The organism is Selenomonas sputigena (genome assembly GCF_026015965.1).
GTDB lineage: Bacteria > Bacillota > Negativicutes > Selenomonadales > Selenomonadaceae > Selenomonas.
On sequence record NZ_CP110383.1, the window covers coordinates 1,250,722 to 1,272,646 of the forward strand.

26 protein-coding genes are annotated in these 21,925 nt (G+C 58.2%); 3 read left to right on the forward strand and 23 right to left on the reverse strand.

Features of this window, described 5'->3' with window-relative positions; translation table 11 throughout:
• Positions 1-99: 99 nt before the first annotated feature.
• Both rpsO and OL236_RS06060 read right to left on the reverse strand, forming a co-directional pair.
• Complete coding sequence (rpsO, locus tag OL236_RS06055) at positions 100-366, reverse strand: 30S ribosomal protein S15 (RefSeq protein WP_006192940.1); 267 nt, start codon at positions 364-366, stop codon at positions 100-102.
• 162 nt (positions 367-528) lie between these two features.
• Positions 529-1,380, reverse strand: coding sequence for a pyridoxamine kinase (locus OL236_RS06060; RefSeq protein WP_265071717.1), 852 nt, complete (start codon positions 1,378-1,380; stop codon positions 529-531).
• A gap of 491 nt (positions 1,381-1,871) precedes the next feature.
• Between OL236_RS06060 and OL236_RS06065 the strand changes: the two genes are divergently transcribed.
• Positions 1,872-2,102, forward strand: a complete 231-nt coding sequence (locus OL236_RS06065) for a hypothetical protein (RefSeq protein WP_264919271.1) — start codon at positions 1,872-1,874, stop codon at positions 2,100-2,102.
• The gene (locus OL236_RS06070) at positions 2,095-2,352 is read left to right on the forward strand and encodes a Txe/YoeB family addiction module toxin (protein ID WP_009645629.1); all 258 of its coding nucleotides are present in this window, start codon (positions 2,095-2,097) and stop codon (positions 2,350-2,352) included. The genes OL236_RS06065 and OL236_RS06070 overlap by 8 nt, the downstream gene beginning before the upstream one ends.
• Before the next feature lie 85 nt (positions 2,353-2,437).
• On the opposite strand, the gene OL236_RS06075 is transcribed toward OL236_RS06070, so the two are convergent.
• The 15 genes from OL236_RS06075 to OL236_RS06145 all read right to left on the reverse strand — a co-directional run bounded on the left by OL236_RS06075 (position 2,438) and on the right by OL236_RS06145 (position 14,712).
• Positions 2,438-3,046: a 3'-5' exonuclease gene (locus tag OL236_RS06075; RefSeq protein WP_265071718.1), complete on the reverse strand. Its 609-nt coding sequence runs from the start codon at positions 3,044-3,046 to the stop codon at positions 2,438-2,440.
• A 65-nt stretch (positions 3,047-3,111) separates the two neighbouring features.
• On the reverse strand, positions 3,112-4,518 hold the full coding sequence (gene gltA, locus OL236_RS06080) for an NADPH-dependent glutamate synthase (protein ID WP_265071719.1): 1,407 nt from the start codon (positions 4,516-4,518) through the stop codon (positions 3,112-3,114).
• A 1-nt stretch (position 4,519) separates the two neighbouring features.
• On the reverse strand, positions 4,520-5,362 hold the full coding sequence (locus OL236_RS06085) for a sulfide/dihydroorotate dehydrogenase-like FAD/NAD-binding protein (RefSeq protein WP_265071720.1): 843 nt from the start codon (positions 5,360-5,362) through the stop codon (positions 4,520-4,522).
• Between the two features lie 56 nt (positions 5,363-5,418).
• Entirely contained in the window at positions 5,419-6,165 is a 747-nt protein-coding gene (locus tag OL236_RS06090; protein ID WP_265071721.1) for a methylenetetrahydrofolate reductase, read from the reverse strand.
• Between the two features lie 5 nt (positions 6,166-6,170).
• Positions 6,171-6,572 (reverse strand): HI0074 family nucleotidyltransferase substrate-binding subunit, encoded by a 402-nt coding sequence (locus tag OL236_RS06095; RefSeq protein WP_265071722.1) that lies wholly within the window; start codon positions 6,570-6,572, stop codon positions 6,171-6,173.
• The gene (locus OL236_RS06100; RefSeq protein ID WP_265071723.1) at positions 6,559-6,879 is read right to left on the reverse strand and encodes a nucleotidyltransferase domain-containing protein; all 321 of its coding nucleotides are present in this window, start codon (positions 6,877-6,879) and stop codon (positions 6,559-6,561) included. The genes OL236_RS06095 and OL236_RS06100 overlap by 14 nt, the downstream gene beginning before the upstream one ends.
• A gap of 39 nt (positions 6,880-6,918) precedes the next feature.
• Positions 6,919-8,586, reverse strand: a complete 1,668-nt coding sequence (locus OL236_RS06105; protein ID WP_265071724.1) for a formate--tetrahydrofolate ligase — start codon at positions 8,584-8,586, stop codon at positions 6,919-6,921.
• Positions 8,587-8,598: 12 nt separating this feature from the next.
• The gene (gene folD, locus OL236_RS06110) at positions 8,599-9,462 is read right to left on the reverse strand and encodes a bifunctional methylenetetrahydrofolate dehydrogenase/methenyltetrahydrofolate cyclohydrolase FolD (protein ID WP_265071725.1); all 864 of its coding nucleotides are present in this window, start codon (positions 9,460-9,462) and stop codon (positions 8,599-8,601) included.
• A 14-nt stretch (positions 9,463-9,476) separates the two neighbouring features.
• Positions 9,477-10,325, reverse strand: coding sequence for a 4-hydroxybenzoate octaprenyltransferase (locus OL236_RS06115; protein ID WP_265071726.1), 849 nt, complete (start codon positions 10,323-10,325; stop codon positions 9,477-9,479).
• Positions 10,318-11,778, reverse strand: a complete 1,461-nt coding sequence (locus OL236_RS06120; RefSeq protein WP_265071727.1) for a menaquinone biosynthesis decarboxylase — start codon at positions 11,776-11,778, stop codon at positions 10,318-10,320. The genes OL236_RS06115 and OL236_RS06120 overlap by 8 nt, the downstream gene beginning before the upstream one ends.
• A gap of 12 nt (positions 11,779-11,790) precedes the next feature.
• On the reverse strand, positions 11,791-12,633 hold the full coding sequence (tatC, locus tag OL236_RS06125; RefSeq protein WP_265071728.1) for a twin-arginine translocase subunit TatC: 843 nt from the start codon (positions 12,631-12,633) through the stop codon (positions 11,791-11,793).
• Positions 12,630-12,833: a twin-arginine translocase TatA/TatE family subunit gene (locus OL236_RS06130; RefSeq protein WP_265071729.1), complete on the reverse strand. Its 204-nt coding sequence runs from the start codon at positions 12,831-12,833 to the stop codon at positions 12,630-12,632. The genes tatC and OL236_RS06130 overlap by 4 nt, the downstream gene beginning before the upstream one ends.
• A gap of 3 nt (positions 12,834-12,836) precedes the next feature.
• Entirely contained in the window at positions 12,837-13,157 is a 321-nt protein-coding gene (gene tatA / locus OL236_RS06135; protein ID WP_009645664.1) for a twin-arginine translocase TatA/TatE family subunit, read from the reverse strand.
• 56 nt (positions 13,158-13,213) lie between these two features.
• A complete protein-coding gene (locus tag OL236_RS06140) occupies positions 13,214-14,188 on the reverse strand; it encodes a polyprenyl synthetase family protein (RefSeq protein ID WP_265071730.1) in 975 nt (324 codons plus the stop codon).
• 92 nt (positions 14,189-14,280) lie between these two features.
• Positions 14,281-14,712, reverse strand: coding sequence for an RrF2 family transcriptional regulator (locus OL236_RS06145; protein ID WP_009645666.1), 432 nt, complete (start codon positions 14,710-14,712; stop codon positions 14,281-14,283).
• A gap of 198 nt (positions 14,713-14,910) precedes the next feature.
• Here OL236_RS06145 and deoD point away from each other — a divergent pair, with 198 nt between their 5' ends.
• Positions 14,911-15,624 carry a purine-nucleoside phosphorylase gene (deoD, locus tag OL236_RS06150; RefSeq protein WP_265071731.1) on the forward strand — a complete coding sequence of 238 codons (714 nt, stop codon included), beginning with the start codon at positions 14,911-14,913 and terminating at the stop codon, positions 15,622-15,624.
• Between the two features lie 104 nt (positions 15,625-15,728).
• Here deoD and OL236_RS06155 read toward each other — a convergent pair whose 3' ends face one another.
• The 6 genes from OL236_RS06155 to OL236_RS06180 form a co-directional block, all read right to left on the reverse strand.
• Entirely contained in the window at positions 15,729-16,358 is a 630-nt protein-coding gene (locus OL236_RS06155) for a hypothetical protein (RefSeq protein WP_009645735.1), read from the reverse strand.
• Between the two features lie 188 nt (positions 16,359-16,546).
• Entirely contained in the window at positions 16,547-17,716 is a 1,170-nt protein-coding gene (locus tag OL236_RS06160; RefSeq protein WP_009645662.1) for a cation diffusion facilitator family transporter, read from the reverse strand.
• A gap of 6 nt (positions 17,717-17,722) precedes the next feature.
• A complete protein-coding gene (locus OL236_RS06165; RefSeq protein WP_009645688.1) occupies positions 17,723-19,120 on the reverse strand; it encodes an aminopeptidase in 1,398 nt (465 codons plus the stop codon).
• A 20-nt stretch (positions 19,121-19,140) separates the two neighbouring features.
• Positions 19,141-20,097 carry a tRNA dihydrouridine synthase DusB gene (gene dusB, locus OL236_RS06170; RefSeq protein WP_265071732.1) on the reverse strand — a complete coding sequence of 319 codons (957 nt, stop codon included), beginning with the start codon at positions 20,095-20,097 and terminating at the stop codon, positions 19,141-19,143.
• Entirely contained in the window at positions 20,094-20,864 is a 771-nt protein-coding gene (locus tag OL236_RS06175; protein WP_009645673.1) for a type III pantothenate kinase, read from the reverse strand. Before OL236_RS06175 ends, dusB begins: the two co-directional genes overlap by 4 nt.
• A 61-nt stretch (positions 20,865-20,925) precedes the next feature.
• On the reverse strand, positions 20,926-21,906 hold the full coding sequence (locus tag OL236_RS06180; protein ID WP_265071733.1) for a biotin--[acetyl-CoA-carboxylase] ligase: 981 nt from the start codon (positions 21,904-21,906) through the stop codon (positions 20,926-20,928).
• Positions 21,907-21,925 lie beyond the last annotated feature (19 nt).

Below are 21,925 nucleotides of genomic sequence, written 5' to 3' on the forward strand. Positions count from 1 at the left end.
CCTAAATTTTCACTCTTTGATTCATGACCTTATTCGACAAAAAAACGCATTATCCTTGCCACATGCAAAAAAAGGCGGGGAAAAATCCCCGCCTCTCTCTTACTTCCTCAAGTTCAGTTTTGCGATAATCGCGCGATAGCGCTCGATGTCACTGTTGTAGAGGTAGCTCAGAAGCCTCCTGCGATGACCGACCATCTTCAAAAGACCGCGTCTCGAATGGTGATCCTTCTTGTGCTCTTTCAGATGCTCCGTGAGGTAGACGATACGCGCCGTCAAGAGCGCGATCTGCACCTCGGGCGAACCCGTGTCGCCTTCGTGTACGGCATTTTCCTCGATGATCTTCTGCTTTGCTTCCTGTGTCAGCATGAATAAGCCCTCCTAAGCGTCTTTCTTTTCTCCTGCAGCCACGGCGTCGTCGGAGAAATCGGCGTCGTAGCTGCGGAATTCCTTAAAACTTCTCTGGCATTATAGCACAGTTCCTTCGCCCTTGCAAGCCTTCGACATGCGCGTTCCGGCATATATCCGGCCTCAAAGACCGAGTTTCCTGCTGTAGTCTCCGAGGTAGCGCTCGAAGTTGACGCCGTAGCGGATGTCCGTACCCGCCTCCTTCGTCCAGGCGATGCACTCCACCGTATAGTCGACGGCGATGCGTGCGGCCTCCGCGATCGGCTTGCCGCCGACCGCCGCGCCGACGAAGGCGCTGCCGAACACATCGCCCGTGCCGTGGTAACTGCCCGGAATGTTCTTGCCGAGGACATAGCAAACATTGTCCGCCGCCGCATCATAAACCGCCGCGCCAAGTTCCTTGTCGTCAAAATAGACGCCCGTCAGCACGATATGCTTGACGGGAATCGCCTTCGCCAGGCGGCGCAGCAAACCTTCCACATACTCGCGCGTGTAGGGACCTTCCGCGTAGTCCTCGCCGAGCATGAACGCTGCCTCCGTCATGTTGGGCAGAATGATGTCCGCCTTGGAGCAAAGCCCCTTCATCGCCGGCGGGAATGTCTCGTCGAAAATGGAATAAAGCTTGCCGCCGTCCGCCATCACAGGGTCGACGACGAGCAGCGTATCCTTGTCCGCCAAGGCGGAGAAAGCATCGCCGACAAGCTTGATCTGCTCGAAAGAGCCGAGAAAGCCCGTGTAGATGCCGTCGAATTTCAGACGAAGCGACTGCCAATGCGCGACCATCGGCGAGATGTCCTCGGTCAAGTCACGATAGGTGAAGCCCGTGAAGCCGCCCGTATGCGTCGACAAGACCGCCGTCGGCAGCACCGAGCACTCGACGCCCGCCGCCGATATGATCGGCAAAGCCACCGTCAGCGAGCACTTCCCCACGCCCGAAATATCATGAATCGCCAAGACTCTCTTCTGTCTTTCCATTTTTATAGCCTCTTTTCAATCTTCAAGTGGGAGAGGTATTTGAGAAAGCACTGATAAATTCAGCGCTTCCTTGATGACTGCTTCCACATCATCCCCCTCAAGGTCTTTTCATTCTACCACGAAACCCCAAGAAGTCAAACCCAAAGGGTGCAGGCTGATTGGCTAGGTTTCTGGTAAGGGCGGCGCACTATGTCCACAAAGTGGACGTTTGTGCGTGTAGTTCGCCGTGAAACCCCAAGAAGTCAAACCCAAAGGGTGCAGGCTGATTGGCTAGGTTTCTGGTAAGGGCGGCGCACTATGTCCACAAAGTGGACGTTTGTGCGTGTAGTTCGCCGTGAACGTCCATGAAGTCAAGCAGAAGGCGCAAATCGTCGCCTTATTTCAGGCAGGGAGCATGGAAGAATCGCTCTTCTCGCTCGGCTTGACGCAAGGAAATGGAGAATGATATACTCAAGAAAACGAAAGATTCTCTGGAAAGGAGCTTGATTTCCATGACCACGCTTGCCATACAGATTGATGATGCCAATGCCCGCATACTGGAAGATTATGCACGATCGAACAAGATCACGATTGACAGCTGCATCAACAAATTGATTGCCGAACTTCACCAGCGAGAAAGAACCGCCTACCTCAAGATGCTTGAAGAAAGCAACCAAGCGCTTCGCGAAGGCCGCACGATCACGAAGACGTTTGCTGAGCTTAAGGCCATGGAACATGAGTAATATCACCTTTACAGAACCCGCATTTGCACAATATCTCTATTGGCAAACGCAAGACAAGCGTACGCTGAAAAAAATCAATCAACTTCTGCAGAGCATCGACCGCGACGGCGTCTTGAACGGACTTGGCAAGCCTGAAGTGCTGAAGCACCTCGGCGGCGATTTCAGCAGACGCATCGACGAACAAAATCGTCTCGTATACACCGTCGAAGGCGATAATATCATCGTAAAAGCCTGCAAAGGGCACTATTGAAACCAAAGAAAAAACTTCAAACACATATCAAAAGAGGCAGCACCGACTCACAAAGGGTCGGTTGCTGCCTCTTTTATTCCTTATCTCACACGCCGAAATGGCCGATCCCTACGCCGATTTTCTGCGCAAGCTCTTCTATGTCGTCGGTGCCCGTTTCCATTCCTGCAAAAAGCGGGATGGCGGCGCACGTTCTGGCATCGTCCAAGGCGCGGTGATGGCGGAAGTTGATATTGAGGTGTACGCCTACGGTGTTGAGTTTGTGATCGTCAAGAGCAGGCCAGACCTTGCGTGCGATACGCACGGTGCAGCATGTGCGAAAATCTGGTGCCTGCAGGCGATTGGCAAGGAGCGATGCCTTGAGCACACCCATGTCGAAGGACGCATTGTGCGCGACGACGATCTTGCCAGCAAGGCGCTCCTTCAGCTCTTCCCAGACCTCGGCGAAGGTCGGCGCATCTGCCACATCCTTAGGGCTTATGCCGTGGATGCCGATGTTGAAGCTGTCGAAGCGAAGTCCGGGCGGCTGAATGAGCGTCGTCCACCCTTCCTTTAGCTGTCCGTCCCGCACCTCTACGGTAGCCACGCTGCAGGCGGAGTTCATGCTGCCCGTCGCCGTTTCAAAATCAATCGCGATATAGTTCATCATGGCGATCACCTCGCAAAACACTTTCTGCGGCACTGCCGCGCCGTACACACGCCGAGGGACGCTCCCTTCCCGCGTCCCTCGGAAACGCCTGCCGCTTCGGTCTTCTTCGAAGCTCAGGCGTTCTTTTTCTTCTGCAGATACTCGTCGATGGCGGCGGCCGCCTTCTTGCCCGCGCCCATCGCCAGGATGACGGTCGCCGCGCCCGTCACGATGTCGCCGCCCGCGAATACGCCTTCCTTCGTCGTAGCTCCCGTCTCCTCGTCGGCGACGATGTTGCCGCGCTTCGTCGTATCCATGCCGGGCGTCGTCGTCGCGACGATGGGATTCGGCCCCGTGCCGATGGACATGATGACCGTATCGACGGGAAGCTCGAACTCCGAGCCTTCGATGGGCACGGGACGACGGCGTCCCGAATCGTCCGGCTCGCCAAGTTCCATCTTGATGCAGCGGATCGCCTTGACCCAGCCGTCTTCGTTGCCCAAGATTTCGACGGGATTGTTCAGCAAGCGGAAGTCGATGCCCTCTTCCTTCGCATGGTGCACTTCCTCGCGCCTTGCGGGCAGTTCTTCCTCGCTGCGGCGGTAGACGATGTAGACTTTCTCCGCGCCGAGCCGCAGCGCCGTGCGCGCCGCGTCCATGGCGACGTTGCCGCCGCCGACGACGGCAACGCCCCTGCCGACGTGAATCGGCGTCGCAAAATCGGGGAAACGGTATGCCTTCATGAGGTTGCAGCGCGTCAGGAACTCGTTGGCGGAATAGACGCCGTTGAGGTTTTCGCCGGGAATGTTCATGAAATGCGGCAAGCCCGCGCCCGTGCCGACGAAGACGGCGTCGAATCCCTCTTCTTCCATGAGTTCGTCGATCGTATAGAGCTTGCCGACAACGGAATTCAGCTCGATCGTCACGCCGAGCTTCCTGAGGTTTTCGACTTCCTTCTGCACGACGCCGTCCTTCGGCAGGCGGAACTCGGGAATGCCGTAGGAGAGCACGCCGCCCGCGACATGCAGCGCCTCAAAGATCGTCACGCGGTAGCCCTTTTTCGCGAGATCGCCGGCGCACGAGAGTCCCGCAGGACCTGCGCCGATGATTGCGACCTTCTGCGCGTCCGGGGCGAACTCGACGGGCTTGACCTCTTCTTCCTGCGCGAGCTGCCAATCCGCCGCGAAGCGCTCAAGTCTGCCGATGCCGACAGGCTCGCCGCGCTTGCCGAGGATGCAGAGCTTCTCGCACTGGTTCTCCTGCGGACAGACGCGGCCGCAGACGGCGGGCAGCGCATTGTCGCCCTTGATGATGTCGATCGCCGCCGCAAAATCGTGCGCCTTGATCTTCTGGATAAACTCGGGGATGCGCACGGACACAGGACAGCCCTTGCGGCACTGCGGCACCTTGCAGTTGAGACAGCGCTCAGCCTCGGCGATCGCCGTTTCCTCATCGTAGCCCAACGCCACTTCTTCAAAGTTGTGGGCGCGAACCTTCGGGTCTTGCTCAGGCATCTTATGTTTTTCCAGCACCAACGCCATGTCAATTCCTCCCCAAGCCGATGTTGCAGATGTGATCCTTCTCCTTCGCTTCCTGCGTGCGGTACATCCTGCCGCGCGCCATCAATCCGTGGAAATCGACGAGATGACCGTCGAACTCAGGGCCGTCGACGCAGGCGAACTTCGTCTCCTCGCCCACCTGCACGCGACAGCCGCCGCACATGCCCGTACCGTCAACCATGATGGGATTGAGGCTCACGATGGTCTTGATGCCGTAGGGGCGCGTGGCTTCGGCGACGCTCTTCATCATGACGCCCGGGCCTATCGCCGTGACCTGGTCGATCTTCTCGCCGCGCTTTATAAGTTCTTCGATGGCGTTCGTGACGAACCCCTTGATGCCGTAGGAGCCGTCGTCCGTCGTGATCAGAACCTCGTCGGAGATTGCCCTCATGCGATCTTCAAAGATGAGGATGTCCTTCGTCTTCGCACCGAGAATCGAGATGACCTTGTTGCCAAGTTCATGCGCCCCGCGTGCGATCGGATAGACGGGCGCGACGCCGATGCCGCCGCCGACGAAAACGACGGTTCCCATGTGATTGGAAAGCTCCGACGGCTGCCCCAGAGGGCCGACGAAGTCAAGAATAGAATCGCCCTCCTTGAGAGAGGCGAGGAGCCCAGTCGATGCGCCGACGACCTGGAAGAGGATCGTGACGATTCCCTTTTCGCGGTCGAAGTCGGCGATCGTCAGCGGTACACGCTCGCCTTCCTCATTGACGCGCAGGACGATGAACTGCCCCGGCAGAGCCTTCTTCGCCACGCGGGGTGCCTCGATATCGTACTCAAGGATGCCCGGTGACAACTCTTGCTTCTTTAAGATTCTGTACATTCCAATGCCCCTCCTCTGCATTAAAAAAACAAAGAATCAGATTTCTGACACGCCCTTTATCCTTCGGCAAATATGCCGCCCAAATACTCGTCAATCCCCGTGCGAATCGGCATGAGGTAGACATGTTCACCCTTTGCCCGCGCTTCTGCCAAAACATCACGCGCAAACGCGATGCTCCATGCAAGCGTCGGTTCGAAGTCCTTCGGGAACACGACCTGATTCTTCGTCTCCCAATAGCTCTCAGAGCGCTGCGAGGTCACGGGCGAGAGCCCCCAGTAAACCTCGATGCCTTCGAGCATGTCCGCATACATCGCGAGGAAGCGGCGATCGAAAAACGGCTGTGTGAAGAAGCCGACAGCGCCCGCCTGCAGTTTGCGGCGGATGCGGTAATCTTCCTGCCTCATGCTGCCGCGATACTGGTCGATGCCCGCAAAGACTCGAATCTCGGGCATTTCCTCGCGGAACTTCCGTATGACGTCGATGCTCTCCGTCGGATAGACGGTGTGCGTCATGTTCTGCGGCGCATCTCCCTCGATGACGAGGACTTCTCGAATCGCATGTTCGCGCAGGTAGTCCTCCATGGGCAGCGGCTTCGTGATATCGATGTCCATGGCGCGAATGTGCGGCACAGCGGGGAAAGTCTCGCCCGCAATCGCCGCACCCTCCCAACTGCGCACAGGAAGCCGCAGGAGGTCGGGGACGTTGATGAGATCGATCTTTCCCTCATATTTTTTCGTCTGCGCGAGTTCTTCACGCAGCGCCGCTTCATCGCGCGGCACAAGTTCAAGCGACACTTTGCTCATATCAATCACCTGCTCAACTCTAAAGGATACGCTTCTCGCACAGCCTCATCCATCGTCTCGAATGCCGGAATGAAGCGGGTCAAAATCTCCGTCACCAAAGCCCTTGCACGCGCACTGTCATAGATATGCGTCAAATCGTTGCGCGTGCGCAGCATGTCGAGCCACACGTCTTCCTCAAGAAAATCAAAGCAGCGGTATGCCGCCTTGATAATCTCCCTTGGCGACCCCGAAGCGGCAGTCGCCTTTCCCTCGTAACGCAGAAGCTCTTTCAGCACCTTCCAGCCAAGTTCAAACTGAATGAAAAACTTGTCGATGATGCCGCTGATGATGAACTCATTCTCCAAATCCTGCAGCGGAGCCTGCGCCAATACATGCAGATGACGGGAAAACTCGTCATACCTTTTCATACAAGATCACCCCATCGCGCAAAATCTCTGCAACAAGTTCCGCCGACGGCGATTCATTCATGTTGACGATGTCAAACGTCAGCAGCGTGTCCACTTTCTCCTCCACATCGAACGCGAAATCACGAAAATCGGCACAGTCATAGACGGCGATATCCACGTCACTTTTCTCCGCTTGCAACCTGCGCGCCCGTGAGCCAAAAAGCACCAGTTTTCCTACATCGTAGCGCTTTGCCAGATCTCGAAGCTGGGCGAAGATTTTTTCCTCGCGCACCGTCCAACAAATTTGCGGCTCAGCCATCGTTTTCATTCGCATGACCTTCCCTTGTGCTCCAAGCGCCTTGCTGCCTCAGAACAATCCCGTGATTCTACCGTCTTCCGTGATGTCCATATCCATCGCCGCCGGATGCTTGGGAAGCCCCGGCATCGTGAGGATGCTGCCCGTCAGGGCGACGACGAAACCCGCGCCCGCCGCGAGGCGAAGCTCGCGCACCGTGATGCGAAAGCCCTCGGGCCTGCCGAGAAGCGCGGCGTCGTCGGAAAGCGAATACTGCGTCTTCGCCATGCACACGGGCATCTTGTCGAAGCCCAGCGCTTCCAATTCCTCAAGCTCTCTTTGCGCTTCCTTCGTAAAATCGACGCCTGCCGCGCCGTAAATCTCACGCGCAATCTTGCCGATTTTTTCAGGGATAGTCTCCTTCTCATCGTAGATATAGCGAAAGTCCGCCTTCTTTTGAAGCGCCGCCTCGACCTTCTCGGCAAGCGCCTCGCCGCCCTCGCCTCCCTTCGCCCAGACCTCGGACAGAGCGACCTCGGCACCGAGCGCCTCGCACTCGCGGCGCACGAAATCAAGCTCTTCGGCCGTATCGGTCGGGAAGGCGTTGACGGCGACGACGGCGGGCAAACCGAACTTCTGCACGTTCTCGATGTGCTTGGCGAGATTCGCCATGCCCTTTTTGAGCGCCGTCATGTCAACCTTCTCCAATTCCTTCTTGGAGAGTCCGCCGTGCATCTTGAGCGCACGCACCGTCGCGACAATGACGACGGCGTCGGGAGAAATCCCCGCAAAGCGACACTTGATGTCGAGGAACTTCTCCGCACCGAGGTCGGCGCCGAACCCCGCCTCCGTCACAACGACGTCGGCGAACTTCAACGCGAACTTCGTCGCCATGATGCTGTTGCAGCCGTGCGCGATGTTGGCAAAAGGACCGCCGTGGATGAAGACGGGCGTGCCTTCGAGCGTCTGCACGAGGTTCGGCTTGATCGCGTCCTTGAAGAGCAGCGTCAGTGCGCCCGTCGCGCCGAGCTCGTCGGCACGCACAGCTCTGCCCGAGCGAGTGTAACCGATGACGATGCGTCCGAGACGCCCCTTCATGTCCATGAGGTCGCGCGAGAGACAGAGGATCGCCATCATCTCCGACGCCACCGTGATGTCAAAACCCGTCTCACGCGGCACGCCGTGCGCCTTGCCGCCCATGCCGATGACGACATGGCGCAGTGCGCGGTCATTGAGATCGAGGACGCGCTTCCATGTGATGCGGCGCACGTCGAGATCAAGTGCATTGCCCTGCTGGATATGGTTGTCGATGATGGCGGCGAGGAGGTTGTGCGCCGTCGTGATGGCGTGAAAGTCTCCCGTGAAATGCAGGTTGATGTCCTCCATCGGCACGACCTGCGCATAGCCGCCGCCCGCCGCGCCGCCTTTCATGCCGAAGCACGGCCCCATCGACGGCTCACGAAGCGCCGCCGCCGCTTTGCGGCCTCGGCGAGAAAGCGCGTCGGCCAGCCCGACGCTCGTCGTCGTCTTGCCCTCGCCCGCCGGCGTCGGATTGATCGCCGTGCAGAGGATGAGCTTGCCGTCCGGCCTGTCCTTGACGCGCTGCCAGGCGTCAAGTGTGACCTTCGCTTTGTATTTGCCGTAAAGCTCCAGATCATCAGGCGCAAGGCCGATCTTCGAAGCAATCTCCTCGATCGGCTTCATCTTCGCCGCCTGTGCGATTTCCACATCAGATTTCATGGCTGCTCCTCCTCACTTTTCCACTCGCATCTTCGCCGCCTGCACCGTGTTCGCCATGAGCGTGGCGATGGTCAGGAGTCCGACGCCGCCGGGCACGGGCGTGATCGCGCCCGCGACTTCCTTCACGGCGTCAAAATCGACATCACCGACAAGTTTCTTCTCGGCGATGCGGTTGATACCGACGTCGATGACCGTCGCGCCGGACTTCACCATATCCGCCGTCACGAAGCGCGGCTTGCCGACGGCAGCGACGAGGATGTCCGCCTCGCGTGCGACAGCGGCGAGATCTTCCGTGCGCGAGTGACAGACCGTGACCGTCGCATTCTCTGCGAGCAAGAGATGGCTGATCGGCTTGCCCACGATATTGCTCCTGCCGATGACGCAGGCGCGTTTGCCCGCGACGGGAATCCCCGCGAGCTTGAGCATCTTCATGCAGCCTGCAGGCGTGCATGGCACGAGCGCTTTTTCCCCCGCCACGAGGCGGCCGATATTGATCGGATGGAAACCGTCGACGTCCTTTTTCGGGTCGATGCGCTCGATGATCTCCGCCGCGCTCTTCGCGAGGTGTGCGGGCAGAGGAAGCTGCACGAGGATTCCATCGATGCGGCGACTCGCATTGAGCCGGTCGATCTCGGCGAGAAGATCCTCCTTCGTCGTCGTTTCGGGCAAGGCGATCAGAGCGGAGAAAAAGCCGAGCGCCTCGCACGCACGCTCCTTGTTGCGCACATAAACCTCGGATGCCGGATCTTCGCCGACGATGACGACGGCAAGCCCCGGCATCCTGCCGAGTACGGTGCGCAAAGCCAGCGCCTCCTCCCGCGCCTCGTCCTTGATCTTTTGGGCAAAGACCTTGCCTTCGAGCAATCGGGCTGTCATATTTCACTCCCCCATCAAACGTACAAGCTCGCCACGGTAAAGATGAGCATGGCGATGGAAACGATGCCGTTGCGCATGAAGTAGCGCTGCGTGACGCGGCTGTAGTCGTCAGCACTCACGATGCGGTGCTGATAGACGAGCGTTCCTGCCGCGACACCGACACCGATGAAGTACGGCCACTGCAGTCCCATGAGGATGCCGAGACCATAGAAGCACGCGATACTCGCGGCGTGCACGAAGCGGCAGATGACGAGTGCGCCGTGCGCCGTGAACTGCGTCGCCAGCGAGTGAAGCCCCTCCGAGCGGTCGAACGCCTCGTCCTGCGAACCGTAGACGGCATCGAACGCGCCGATCCAGAGCGCCACGGCGACGCAGAGGACGACGGCGGGCAGAGGAATCTCTCCCGCCACCGCGACCCAGCTGCCCGCTGGCGCCATGGCGATGGCGATTCCCAGCACCAAGTGACACAAGAATGTGAAGCGCTTCGTATACGGATAGATCAGGAACGGCACGACGGCGACGGGCAGAAGCCAAAGACAGATCGGCCTGAGCTGCGCCACCGCCAAGATGCAAACGATGAGATAAAAAACGATCGAGAGTTTCGCCTCGCGCGGCTTCAAGTCGCCGCGCACCATGGCGCGTGAGGCGAGCCGCGGCTGCTTCTTGTCGTACTTTAAGTCGGCGAGGTTGTCCAAGGCGAGCGCCGCGCTCCTCGCGCCCGCGATGGCGACCGTGATCCAGACGAGATCCATCACGGGCGGCATCCCCCCCGCCGCCAAAAATGCGCTCATGTAGGCAAACGGCAGAGCGAAGACGATATGATGGAGCGCGATGTTGTTGATGTGCGCACCGAGTTTAGCCAAGTCCGAGTTCCCTCCACTTCGCATCGACACGCGCCTTGACCTCGTCCGTCATGACGATCTCATCGGGCCATTCGCGCGTATGCCCCTCTTCTGGCCACGACTTCGTCGCATCGATGCCGAGTTTCGTGCCCCACTTCGCCATCGGCGAGGAGTGATCGAGCACGTCGAGAGGCCCTTCGACCATCTCCAGATCGTATTTCGCGTCGATGTTGTTGAAGACGCGCCACCAGACTTCCTTCATATCCTGCACGTTCACATGCGCGTCGACGACGATGATCATCTTGCAGAACATCATCTGCCCCATGCCCCAGATCGCGTGCATGACGCGGCGCGCCTGCATCGGGTACGTCTTCTTGATGGAGACGACGCAGCAGTCATGGAACACGCCTTCAAGCGGCATATTGATGTCGACGATCTCGGGCACCATCTGCTGCAGGAGCGGCAGGAAGATGCGCTCCGTCGCCTTCGCGAGGAAGCAGTCCTCCATCGGCGGCTTGCCGACGATCGTCGCCGGATAAATCGGATTCTTGCGGTGCGTGATGCAGGTGATGTGAAACACCGGGTAATCGTCCGCCAGAGAATAATAGCCCGTGTGATCGCCGAACGGCCCTTCGCGGCGGCGTTCGCTTTCCAGCACATAGCCCTCCAAGACGATCTCGCTCGTCGCAGGCACCTCAATGTCGACCGTCTTGCACTTGACAAGCTCGACCGACTTGTGACGCAGAAAACCCGCGAAAACCATCTCGTCGATGTCGCGCGGCAGGGGTGCCGTCGCGGCATACGTGAGGACGGGATCCGTGCCGATGGCAACGGCGACCTCGATGCGGTCCTTGCCCTGCTCCTGTGCCGCACGGAAGTTCTCCGCGCCGTTTTTATGAATATGCCAGTGCATACCCGTCGTATTCTTGTCGTATTTTTGCAGACGGTACATGCCGACGTTGCGCTTGCCCGTCTCGGGATTCTTCGTAAAGACGAGCGGCAGCGTGATGAAGGGGCCGCCGTCCTCGGGCCAGCACTTCAAGATCGGCAGGATGTCGAGCGACGGATTATCCATCTCCACGACTTCCTGGCACGGCGCTTTCTTAACGTACTTGGGGAAGTTCACCGCCTTGCGCATCTTCGGGATGAGCGTGACGAGATCCATCTTGTTCGCGAGCGAGATCTTCGGCAGACGCATGAAATCGCGCAGATCATCGGCGATCTCGTCAAGACTCTCGACCCCCAGAGCGATGCTCATGCGTTCCATGCTGCCGAAAGCGTTCATGAGCACGGGCATGTCGTAGCCCTTGACGTTCTCGAAGAGCAGCGCGACGTTCTTCTCGCCCTCCATCTTGGAAACACGGTCGGTGATCTCGGTGATTTCGAGTTCGGCGTCAACCTCCGTCTTGATGCGGCGCAAAAGCCCGCGCGATTCCAGTTCCTCGATAAACTCGCGTAAATCCTTGAAAGCCACGAATATTCCTCCTTATTTGCGCAAAACAAAACGAACGATGACGTAGCTGATCTCATAGAGGAGGATCATGGGCACGGCGATCATCGTCTGAGAAAAAACATCGGGTGTCGGGGAAATGACAGCGCCGATGACGAAAGACAGAAACACCACGATGCGCTGCTGCTTCCAGAGAAAGGCAGAGCCGACGAATCCGAGCTTCGCGAGAACCACGATGATAAGCGGCAATTCAAAGATGCAGCCAAACGGCAGGATGAACGCCAGCACAAAGTCAAGATACTTTCCTAAGGAAAAAAGCGGCTCCAGATTGTCCGTGCCGAAGCCGATGAAGAAGCGGATGGCGGCGGGCAATACAAGGGTGAAGGAAAAGGCGATGCCGACGACGAAGAGCACGACGGAAAGCGGCACGATGAGGAGCAGCGCCTTTCTCTCGCGCACGGTCAAGGCCGGCAGGATGAAGCGCCAAATCTCGTAGAAGATGACGGGCAGAGCGAGCAAAAAGCCGCCAAAGACCGCAATCTTCAGATAGGTGAAGAACGCCTCTGCCGGCTGCATGTAGTAGAGTTTTCCCGCAGGCGCCGTCAAGCAGCGCATGATCTCGTCGATGTAGAAGTAGGCGACGCCGCTTCCGACGGCGACGGCAGCAATCGAATAGATCAGCCGCTTCCGCAGTTCTTCGAGATGCGCGATGATGGACATGCTGCCGTCCCTGCGCTCTTCCGGCGCCTGCTGCCCCGCTTGCTCTCGCGGCTCAGACAGCTGCTGCATCGGCGACTCGGGCGGCTGCTGCATCGGCGGCTCGTGCCCTGCCTGTCCATCGTTCAAGCCTTGCGGCTGCTCATGCTTTTCGTACGTCATTTTTCGCTCTTCTCATCTTTTTTAGCAAGCGTCGACGACTCGGGCGTGACGTCGACGGTGCTCTTTTCGCCTTCGTCCTTGCCTTCCTTGAACTCCTTCACGCTCCTGCCGAGCGCCTTGCCGATCTCAGGCAGTTTGCGCGGGCCGAAAATGATGAGTGCAACGAGGATAATGGCTCCAAGCTCATAAAGGCTCAGCATTTTCTATCTCCCCTCGCTTTCCTGCTTCTTCGCTGCATCGCCTTCTGCGGCAGTCGTCTGCGCCCCATTCACCGGCTCGGGTGCAAGCGGCTGCTGCCCCGCCGGTGGTTCGGCAATCGTCTGCATCGGCGGCTGCTGCACACTCGGCGGCGCGGCGCTTTCGATCGGCTTATTCACGTCGGACATCAGATTGTTCGTCGCCTTTTTGAACTCGCTGAGACCCTTGCCAACGGCACGGCCGATCTCGGGCAATTTGCCCGGACCGAATACCACGAGCGCAATGATGAGAATGAGGATGAGCTCAGGAAAGCCCAAATTAAACATAGCTTTTCCCCCTTAAAGAACTGCACAAAGCAGAACTTGCATATTTCAAGCAAAACTTACGATTCGCGCTTCGCGATGTAGTCCGCCGCCTTGCAGAAGGTATCACGCACCTTGTCGGGCAGAACGGCAGGCAGAGCCTCCTTCGCCTCGATCAGGAACTCGCGCACCTTGGCACGCGCATATTCGATGCCGTCGGAAGCACGCACGATGGCGAGTGCGCGCTCGACGTCTTCGCGCGTCATCGAAGGATTCGTCACGATGGAAAGAAGTTCTTCGCGTTCGGAGCTGACCTCAAGCGCACGAATCACGGGCAAAGTCACGATACCCTCATGGATGTCGTTGCCCGCAGGCTTGCCGATCTTCTTCTCGTTCGAGGTCAGGTCGAGAAGGTCGTCCGTGATCTGGAACGCCATACCGACGTACTTGCCGTAGGCATGAAGCCCCCGTTCCGCCTCCGCGCCGAGATTCGTCGCGATGGCGCCAAGCTCGCAGCAGATGGCGAGGAAATTCGCCGTCTTCTTCGCTATGCGCTCATAATACTCCTCGACATCACGCGAGGCGCGATAAAGTTCCTTGTTCTGGATGATCTCACCCGAACTCAAATCCATGATGAGCTGCGCGATACGCCTCGAAACGCGCTCGCCGAAGCCGTTCTCAACGATGAGAAGAAACGCTCTCGCGAAGAAGTAGTCTCCCGAGAGAATCGCCTGTTGATTGCCCCACATGGCATTTGCCGTCACCGCGCCGCGCCGTGTATCGGCATGATCGAGCACATCGTCATGGACAAGCGACGCCATGTGGATCAGTTCGAGTGCAACGGCTAGCGGCATCATTTTTTTCGCGTCAAAATCCTTGCTGGAGCGTGCCGCAAGCAAAAAGAGCGCAGGGCGCAGCCTCTTGCCGCCGGACTTCACAAGATGCGTGCCGATCTCCGTGATGCGATCTACAGGCGAGACGACCGCCTGCAGAAGCTCTTCTTCAAGCAAGGCAAGATCTTTCTTTATCAAGAGAAACATCGAATGGATGAACATCCCATCACCTACATGCCTACAATTTCATAATGCTCTCATAAGTGTACACCATTCAAGCATTTTTGTCATGAATTTTCTTTTTGGGAGCAGTGCTAATCGATTTTCTCATCGAGTTCCCTTTGCTTCTCGATGAGATCGGCAAGCGAGACATGATCAATGACGTCCTTCATTGCCTCATGCAGCTTTTGCCACAGAAGAAGCGTTGCACATCGTTCGTGCCTTGGACAGTCGTTCTCCTCCATGTCCATACAGGCAACGGGGGCGAGACTGCCCTCAATTAAATGCAGGATGCTGCCCGCCGTATATTCCTGCGGTGAACGCATCAAGCGATAGCCGCCCTGCGGTCCGCGGCTGCTCTTGACAAAGCCCGCCTTGTTCAGCACGGAGACAATCTGCTCCAGATACTTTTCCGAGATCTCCTGCCTTCGCGCAATATCCTTGATGCGCACAGGCTCGTTCTGCCCGTTCATGGCGATATCCATCATGAGCCGCAGCGCATATCGCCCTCTCGTAGAAATCTTCATTTCTTTTCCTCCGCTTGGATTTTTCCTGCGTTTCTCGTGGAAGCACGGATAAACTCAGAACTCTCTTGTATATCGTTCCTATATGATATGTTTATGCATGTTCTATTATAGCGCATTTTCTTCTCTCTGTCTCCCTTGCAAATTCCTGTGCATCCCTTATAATATTCTTATGAATACCATTCCAAGGAGGAGTCCATCATGCCAACACCACACAACTCCGCTGAAGTCGGCGATATTGCCGAGCGCATTCTGCTGCCTGGCGATCCCCTGCGTGCGAAGTACATCGCTGAAAACTTTCTCACGGACGCTAAAGAATACTCGCATGTGCGCAATGTGCTCGGCTATACGGGAAGCTACAAGGGCACGCCCGTTTCCGTGCAGGGCACGGGCATGGGCATGCCGTCCATCGCCATCTATGTGCATGAGCTGATCAACGTCTACGGTGTAAAGAAGCTCATCCGCGTCGGCAGCTGCGGTGCGCTCGCCAAGGATCTCCACATCCGCGATGTCGTCATCGCGCAGGGAACGACGACGGATTCTTCCATGCCGAAAAACATCTTCGGCACATCCGTCAACTTCGCACCGCTCGCCGATTTCTCGCTGTTAGAAAGTGCCGTACATCATGCGCGCGAAAAACATCTGCCCGTGCGCGTCGGCAACGTGCTGTCGCAGGATCGCTTCTACGACGACGAGATCGACTTCGCCAAACTCCTCAGCTACGGCGTGCTCGCCGCCGAGATGGAAACGGCGGCGCTCTACCTGATCGCAGCCAAATTCGACGTACAGGCGCTCGGTATCTTCACGGTCAGCGACCACATCACCTGCGACGAAGCGCGTGCAACGCCCGAAGAGCGCGAACGCTCCTTCAACGACATGATCGAGCTTGCCTTGGAAAGCATCCTCAAGGAATGAAAACAAAGAAGCCGCACGGCAACATGCTGTGCGGTTTCTTTTCGCTCTCATGCAAACAAAACCGTCCGCCATGTTCAAAAGGCGGACGGTTTTGTGTATGCAGCTTACTGATGCAAAGAGGCATACGACCAATCATTGACGCCCAGCATGCGGATGGAGATTCTCATGCCGGCAGTCGTCGGATGCAGAGACAGTGCGAAGTATTTCTCCGTACCGTGGTCGTTGATCTTGAAGATGCTGTCGAAGTGGTTTCCTACACCATAGAAACTCAGGAACGTCATCGGATAGGTGTTGAACGTCCCATTGCGGAAAAAGGCGACGAGGTTATTGTCAGCGTCGTACCAATGACCATCAAGGTAATCATAGGCGCTGTCGGGCACTTGGAACCATTCCTTGTGGACGTTGACGCCGTTCAAGTGTACCGTCGGGCGGAAGAACGGGTTGTTCTTCTCCTTGTCGTTTGCCGCCGCATTGGAATATTCGACGGGCACGTTGCGGAAGCCGTTCGGTTCCTGCACCTGCACGGCCGCAGCAAAATTGCCGGGGCTGCCCGCCATCGTGATCATATCCATGCGGAAGGTATTGAGCCTGCCGTCGCGCACGATGGCAAAGAGATTGCCGTTGTCGTCGTACCAGTTCCCCTCAAGGAGATCCAACTCGGAATATGCGTGCGCCTGCGGCGTCGCCAAGAAGAGCGAACACGCGAAAAGCGCAGCAGCAAGGAATTTTTTCATGTTTTCTGCCTCCTGATTTCAAAATTATTGCCTACATCAAGTATTTTTATTCTTCATCAAGGCTTAAACTCCTGCTTCTTTGCCTAAACTACCCAAATTTTAAGGAAACGATGATAAGACGAAATCGCCCAGATTCGTGAAGATGGACGGCTGAATTTATCAGCGGTTCCTGAAGGAAGGAACTTTGTTCAACAGAAGAAGCGGTCGACGCGAATCACAGGATGATAGATTGGATGACGTTCCTCAATTTCCCGTGTAAGGAAGAAACGCACATCTTCGTTCGTCATCTTGCATGCAGGAGCAACTTCAACGTCAAAGATGAGTTTCTTGCCGCCGCCCTTTGCCGTCGTCATGCGAAAGTCATGGATGGATTCACCTAACTTGTTCTCGCGCATGATGGCCTCCACCTCTGCACGCGCACGCTCAACCTCGGGATCATCCGTGACGACGGGATCCATATGGACGGTCACGATGATGTGATACTTCCTGCGCAGAAGTTCTTCGACTCCGTCGATGATCTCATGCGCTTTGAGGAAGTCCATTGAAGCGGGCACCTCGGCATGCACCGAAGCGAAGATGCGCCCTGGGCCGTAGTCGTGGATGATGATGTCATGCACGCCCGTGATCGCGCGGTGCTTGAGCACCGTCTTCTCGATTCCCTCAACGAGCGCGGGATCAGGCGGCTGCCCAAGGAGCGGCTGCAGCGTGTCGCGCGCTGCCTCCCAGCCACTGTGCAGAATGAAGAGCGCGACGAGAACGCCCGCCCAGCCGTCGATATCGATTCCCGTCGCATAATGGAACGCGAGGCTGGCGACGACGACGACGGTCGCGATGCAGTCGTTCAGACTGTCCGCCGCCGCCGCACGGATCGCCGCTGAATCGATGCGCTCGCCGATCGTCTTGTTGAAGCGACCGAGCCAGAGCTGCAGCGCGATGGACGCCGTGAGGATCACGAGCATCGAAACGCTCACCTCGGGCGGTTCGGGCGCGAGGATCTTCTCTACGGAAGCTTCCAATAGCTTAAAGCCGATCAGAAGGATCAGCCCCGCGATACAGAAGCCTGCAATGTACTCGACCCTGCCGTGCCCAAAGGGATGCTCGGCATCCGCCGGCTTCGCCGCGAGACGAAAGCCCAGGAGCGTCGCAATGGACGCCGCTGCATCAGCGAGGTTGTGCACGGCGTCGGCGACGACGGAGACGGCACCACTCATGAGACCGAGCGCAAGTTTGATGGCACTGAGGAGGAAATTGACTGCTATGCCGACGCGGCCGCTCAGATTCCCGTAGGCAAAGCGCACCTCGGGCAATGCCGTCTTGTCATGGTTCTTGACGAAACGGCGGAAAAGAACTTCGTACATGCCGCTTTATGCCTCCGCGAGAAACGCGGCGTACCCTTTCTTCACTTCGTAGACGTCAACCTTGCTCGTGACTTCCCACGGCGCATGCATTGAGAGCACCGCGACGCCGCTGTCGATGACCTGCATGCCGTAGAGCGCCATGATGTAGGCGATCGTGCCGCCGCCGCCGAGATCGACCTTGCCGAGTTCGGCGGACTGGTAGCGCACGCCGCGCGCATCGAGCATGGCGCGAAGTTCGCCCAGATATTCGGCATTCGCGTCGTTCGAGCCGGACTTGCCGCGCGAACCCGTAAACTTATTGAAGACCATGCCGCGCCCGAGGTAGGCGACGTTGCGCTTGTCGAAGGCCTCGGCGTAGAGCGCGTCATAGCCCGAGGAAACGTCGGACGAGAGCATCTTGGACGAGGCGAGCGCACGGCGCACGGCAAGTTCCGAATATTGGCCGAGCGCATTCATGAGTTCGGCGAGCATGTTCTCGAAGAAGTGCGAGCGCATGCCCGTCGCGCCGACGCTGCCGATCTCCTCCTTGTCGACGAGCAGGCAGCACGCCGTGCGCTTCGAGGGCTTCGTCTCAAGCATGGCAGCGAGCGATGTGTAGGAGCACACGCGGTCATCCTGCCCGTAGCCGAGGATCATGCTGCGGTCGAAGCCCATCTCGCGAGCCGCACCTGCGGGTACGAAGGAAAGCTCCGCTGACAGGAAGTCTTCTTCTTCGATGCCGTACTTTTCCTGCAGCAGATGAAGCACGTTCTTCTGCACAGCCTCCTTTTCCTCGCCCGCAAGCGGCAGCGTGCCGACGAGCACATCGAGCTTCTCGCCTTCGACGACCTTGTCCGCCGACTTCTTGAGCTGCTCCTGCGACAGGTGCACAAGAAGATCGGTCACGCAGAAGGTCGGCTCGGACGCATCTTCGCCGATGACGATGTCCTGCACCGTGCCGTCCTTCTTGGCGACGACGCCATGCAGCGCGAGGGGAACCGTGACCCACTGATACTTCTTGATGCCGCCGTAATAATGCGTATCGAGGTAGGCGAGACCACCGTCCTCATAGAGCGGGTTCTGCTTGACATCGAGGCGGCACGTGTCGATGTGTGCACCGAGAATCGCCAGGCCGTTTTCCAGCGGCTCCGTGCCGACATGAAAGAGCGCGATCGCCTTCTTCATGTAGGCGTAGTAAACCTTCGCGCCGGGTGCGATCTTCCTTCCGGAACGCACGATTTCTTCAAGATCCTCGTAGCCTGCCGCCTGCGCCTGCCGGATGATCTCGCGCACGCTCTCGCGCTCCGTCTTGCACTTCGTCAAAAACTCGATGTAGCCTTTGGAAAGTGTCTCAAGCTCCTTTTTCTCAGCTTCGGAGTACGCACTCCAAGGCAGTTCCTTCTTCTTGTCCTTCGTTTCTGCCATAATATCACCTTTCTATAGCCTTATGCCAAATTTTCCAAGATCGCGGCGAAATCCGCTCTCGTTTCCGCGCGATTGAAAAGCTCTCTGAGACGCGCACCATTCTTCATGCCGCGCGTGTACCACGTCGCATGCTTTCGCATCTCGCGCGGCCCGACGTAGTCGCCCTTCGTTTCGAGCAGCATGTCGAGGTGGCGCAGGATGAGCGCACGCCGCTCGGAGGCCGTCGGCGGCGCAGCAACCTCGCCCGTACGCAGGAAGCCCGCCATCTCACGAAAGAGCCACGGATTTCCCTGCGCGGCTCTGCCGACCATCACGCCGTCGGCATCCGTCGCCTCGAAGATGCGCACGAGATCGACGACGCTTCGGACATCGCCGTTCGCGATGACGGGAATGGCGACACGCTCCTTCACGGCGCGGATGATTGCCCAATCCGCCTCGCCGCTGTAGAACTGCTCGCGCGTCCTGCCGTGCACGGCGATGGCGTCAACGCCCGCCGCTTCGGCGCGCGCGGCAATCTCCACCGCGTTGACGTGCGCCGCGTCCCAGCCCTTTCGAATCTTCACCGTCACGGGCAGATTGACGGCACGCTTCAATGCCTTCAAGATGCGCTCGGCACGCACAGGATCGAGGAGCAGCGCCGATCCCTCGCCGTTCTTGACAATCTTCGGCGCGGGACAGCCCATGTTGAAGTCGATGACGTCGGCGACGCCGAGGCTCTCGACATAGGCGGCAGCACGCGCCACGGCTTCCGGCTCATTGCCAAAAAGCTGCATGGCCAGAGGACGCTCGCGCGGATCGGTCTGAAGCATCTTGAGCGTGCGCTCGTTTCGGTAGTTGATGCCATTCGTGCTGACCATTTCCGTGTAGACGAGCGGGCAGCCCATCTCGTGAACGAGGATGCGATACGCCATGTCCGTCACGCCCGCCATCGGTGCGAGAAAGACGGGTACGGAAAAATCGAGCCTGCCGAGCCTCATTCGGCGTTCCTCTCATAGAGGACGCGAAGTCCCGTGAGCGTCAGGAAATGATCGATCTTGTCGATCGTCTTCGATTCGCGCGAAACCATGCGTGCGTAGCCGCCCGTCGCGACGACCTTGATCTCGTCGTAGCCCATCTCCTTCTTCATGCGGCGCACGATCTCATCGATCTGCCCGACGTAGCCGTAGATGATGCCAGCCTGCATACCGCTGACCGTGTTGCGGCTGATGATACGCTTCGGCGTCACCAGCTCGATGCGCGGCAATCTCGCGGCGCGCTGGAAGAGCGCGTCCGCAGAACTCGACAGCCCCGGTGCGATGACGCCGCCGAGGAAGTCACCGTTCGGCGCGACGACGTCGAAGGTCGTCGCCGTGCCGATGTCGATGACAATCAAGGGCCCGCCGTACTGCTCGAAAGCACCCGCGACGTTGACGATGCGGTCGGCGCCGATCTCGCGTGGATTCTCATAGGAAATGCGGAAGCCCGTCTTGATGCCCGGCCCCACGACGAGCGGATGGATGTGGAAGTAGCGCTCGCACATCTTGATCATCGGCACCATCAGAGGCGGCACGACGGACGATATGATGATCGACCTCACCTGCTCCATGCGGATGTTCTGATACGCGAAGAGGTTGTTGATGAGCATGCCGTACTCGTCGCCCGTCTTCTGCCTGTCCGTCGAGATGCGCCAATGGCGCAGGAGCTTCTTCCCCTCGTAGGTGCCCATCACGATATTGCTGTTTCCTATGTCAAAAACAAGTAACATTCTCCATCCTCCCAGACTGCACTGCCCCTAGGCAGGCTAGAAAAGGCACATTTCCCATGATCTACGCCTTCTTCGGGCGAATCGACACGTCGCCCGCGAGCACGCGGCGCACACCGCCCTCCGTCTCAACGAGCAGCGCGCCCTCTTCGTCGATGTCGATCGCTCTGCCGTCGAAGCTGTCCTTGCCTATGGCGCCGATGACATGAACCTCCTGCCCGAGCGTCACGGCATACTCGCGCCAGCGCGCGATAATGGGCGCGAATCCGTCTTCTTCCAGCACGATGCAAAGCTCGTCGAGCGCTTCGAGAACTGCTTGGAAGAAGGCGACGCGCGGCAATCTCTCCCCCTTCATGATGGAAAGCGACGTCGCCTTGTCGCGCAGCTCCTCGGGGAACTCCTCCTCCTCAATATTGACATTGATGCCCGTGCCGATGACGATGTAATTGATGCGGTCGATCTCGGCGCTCATCTCCGTCAGGATGCCCGTGAGTTTCTTTCCCTCGTGCAGGATGTCGTTCGGCCACTTGATCTCTGCCTTGAGGTCAAAACGCTTCATCGCCATCGCCACAGCGACGGCGGCAAGAAGCGTGCACTTCGGCGCTTCCTGCGGCAGGATGTGCGGGCGCAGGATCACCGAAAACCAGATCCCCTTTCCCGCAGGCGAGAAATACGAACGCTCCAAGCGTCCGCGCCCCTTGCCCTGCGACTCCGCCACGACGACGGTACCCGCCGCTGCGCCTTTTTGTGCGAGCTGCTTCGCCACCTGATTCGTCGAATCGATCTCTTCAAAAAAGACGATGTCCTTGGCGATGAAGCGTGTCCTAAGGCCGTTCTTGATCTCCCCAGGCAGCAGGCAGTCGGGCGTCTCCTCCAAGGCGTAGCCGCTTCTCGACCGACTCTTGATCCCATAGCCAGCCTCGCGAAGCTCCTTGATGTGCTTCCAGACGGCGGTGCGCGAAACGCCGAGCCTCTTGGCGATCTCCTCGCCTGACATGTACTCTTCACCCGCCTTGCGCAAAAGCTCTAAAATCCTGGAGCGCAAATTCATCCCTCCTGACGAA

Excerpts from the sequence above, each read along its gene's own strand:
- OL236_RS06060 (WP_265071717.1), bottom strand. The coding sequence starts at position 1,380 with ATGGAAAGACAGAAGAGAGTCTTGGCGATTCATGATATTTCGGGCGTG.
- OL236_RS06095 (WP_265071722.1), bottom strand. The coding sequence starts at position 6,572 with ATGAAAAGGTATGACGAGTTTTCCCGTCATCTGCATGTATTGGCGCAG.
- tatA (WP_009645664.1), bottom strand. The coding sequence starts at position 13,157 with ATGTTTAATTTGGGCTTTCCTGAGCTCATCCTCATTCTCATCATTGCG.
- OL236_RS06065 (WP_264919271.1), top strand. The coding sequence starts at position 1,872 with ATGACCACGCTTGCCATACAGATTGATGATGCCAATGCCCGCATACTG.
- OL236_RS06070 (WP_009645629.1), top strand. The coding sequence starts at position 2,095 with ATGAGTAATATCACCTTTACAGAACCCGCATTTGCACAATATCTCTAT.
- OL236_RS06165 (WP_009645688.1), bottom strand. The coding sequence starts at position 19,120 with ATGGCAGAAACGAAGGACAAGAAGAAGGAACTGCCTTGGAGTGCGTAC.
- gltA (WP_265071719.1), bottom strand. The coding sequence starts at position 4,518 with ATGGCGTTGGTGCTGGAAAAACATAAGATGCCTGAGCAAGACCCGAAG.
- tatC (WP_265071728.1), bottom strand. The coding sequence starts at position 12,633 with ATGACGTACGAAAAGCATGAGCAGCCGCAAGGCTTGAACGATGGACAG.
- OL236_RS06130 (WP_265071729.1), bottom strand. The coding sequence starts at position 12,833 with ATGCTGAGCCTTTATGAGCTTGGAGCCATTATCCTCGTTGCACTCATC.
- OL236_RS06140 (WP_265071730.1), bottom strand. The coding sequence starts at position 14,188 with ATGTTCATCCATTCGATGTTTCTCTTGATAAAGAAAGATCTTGCCTTG.
- OL236_RS06160 (WP_009645662.1), bottom strand. The coding sequence starts at position 17,716 with ATGTACGAAGTTCTTTTCCGCCGTTTCGTCAAGAACCATGACAAGACG.
- OL236_RS06155 (WP_009645735.1), bottom strand. The coding sequence starts at position 16,358 with ATGAAAAAATTCCTTGCTGCTGCGCTTTTCGCGTGTTCGCTCTTCTTG.
- deoD (WP_265071731.1), top strand. The coding sequence starts at position 14,911 with ATGCCAACACCACACAACTCCGCTGAAGTCGGCGATATTGCCGAGCGC.
- OL236_RS06105 (WP_265071724.1), bottom strand. The coding sequence starts at position 8,586 with ATGAAATCTGATGTGGAAATCGCACAGGCGGCGAAGATGAAGCCGATC.
- OL236_RS06175 (WP_009645673.1), bottom strand. The coding sequence starts at position 20,864 with ATGTTACTTGTTTTTGACATAGGAAACAGCAATATCGTGATGGGCACC.
- OL236_RS06100 (WP_265071723.1), bottom strand. The coding sequence starts at position 6,879 with ATGAAAACGATGGCTGAGCCGCAAATTTGTTGGACGGTGCGCGAGGAA.
- OL236_RS06090 (WP_265071721.1), bottom strand. The coding sequence starts at position 6,165 with ATGAGCAAAGTGTCGCTTGAACTTGTGCCGCGCGATGAAGCGGCGCTG.
- dusB (WP_265071732.1), bottom strand. The coding sequence starts at position 20,097 with ATGAGGCTCGGCAGGCTCGATTTTTCCGTACCCGTCTTTCTCGCACCG.
- rpsO (WP_006192940.1), bottom strand. The coding sequence starts at position 366 with ATGCTGACACAGGAAGCAAAGCAGAAGATCATCGAGGAAAATGCCGTA.
- OL236_RS06085 (WP_265071720.1), bottom strand. The coding sequence starts at position 5,362 with ATGTACAGAATCTTAAAGAAGCAAGAGTTGTCACCGGGCATCCTTGAG.
- OL236_RS06145 (WP_009645666.1), bottom strand. The coding sequence starts at position 14,712 with ATGAAGATTTCTACGAGAGGGCGATATGCGCTGCGGCTCATGATGGAT.
- folD (WP_265071725.1), bottom strand. The coding sequence starts at position 9,462 with ATGACAGCCCGATTGCTCGAAGGCAAGGTCTTTGCCCAAAAGATCAAG.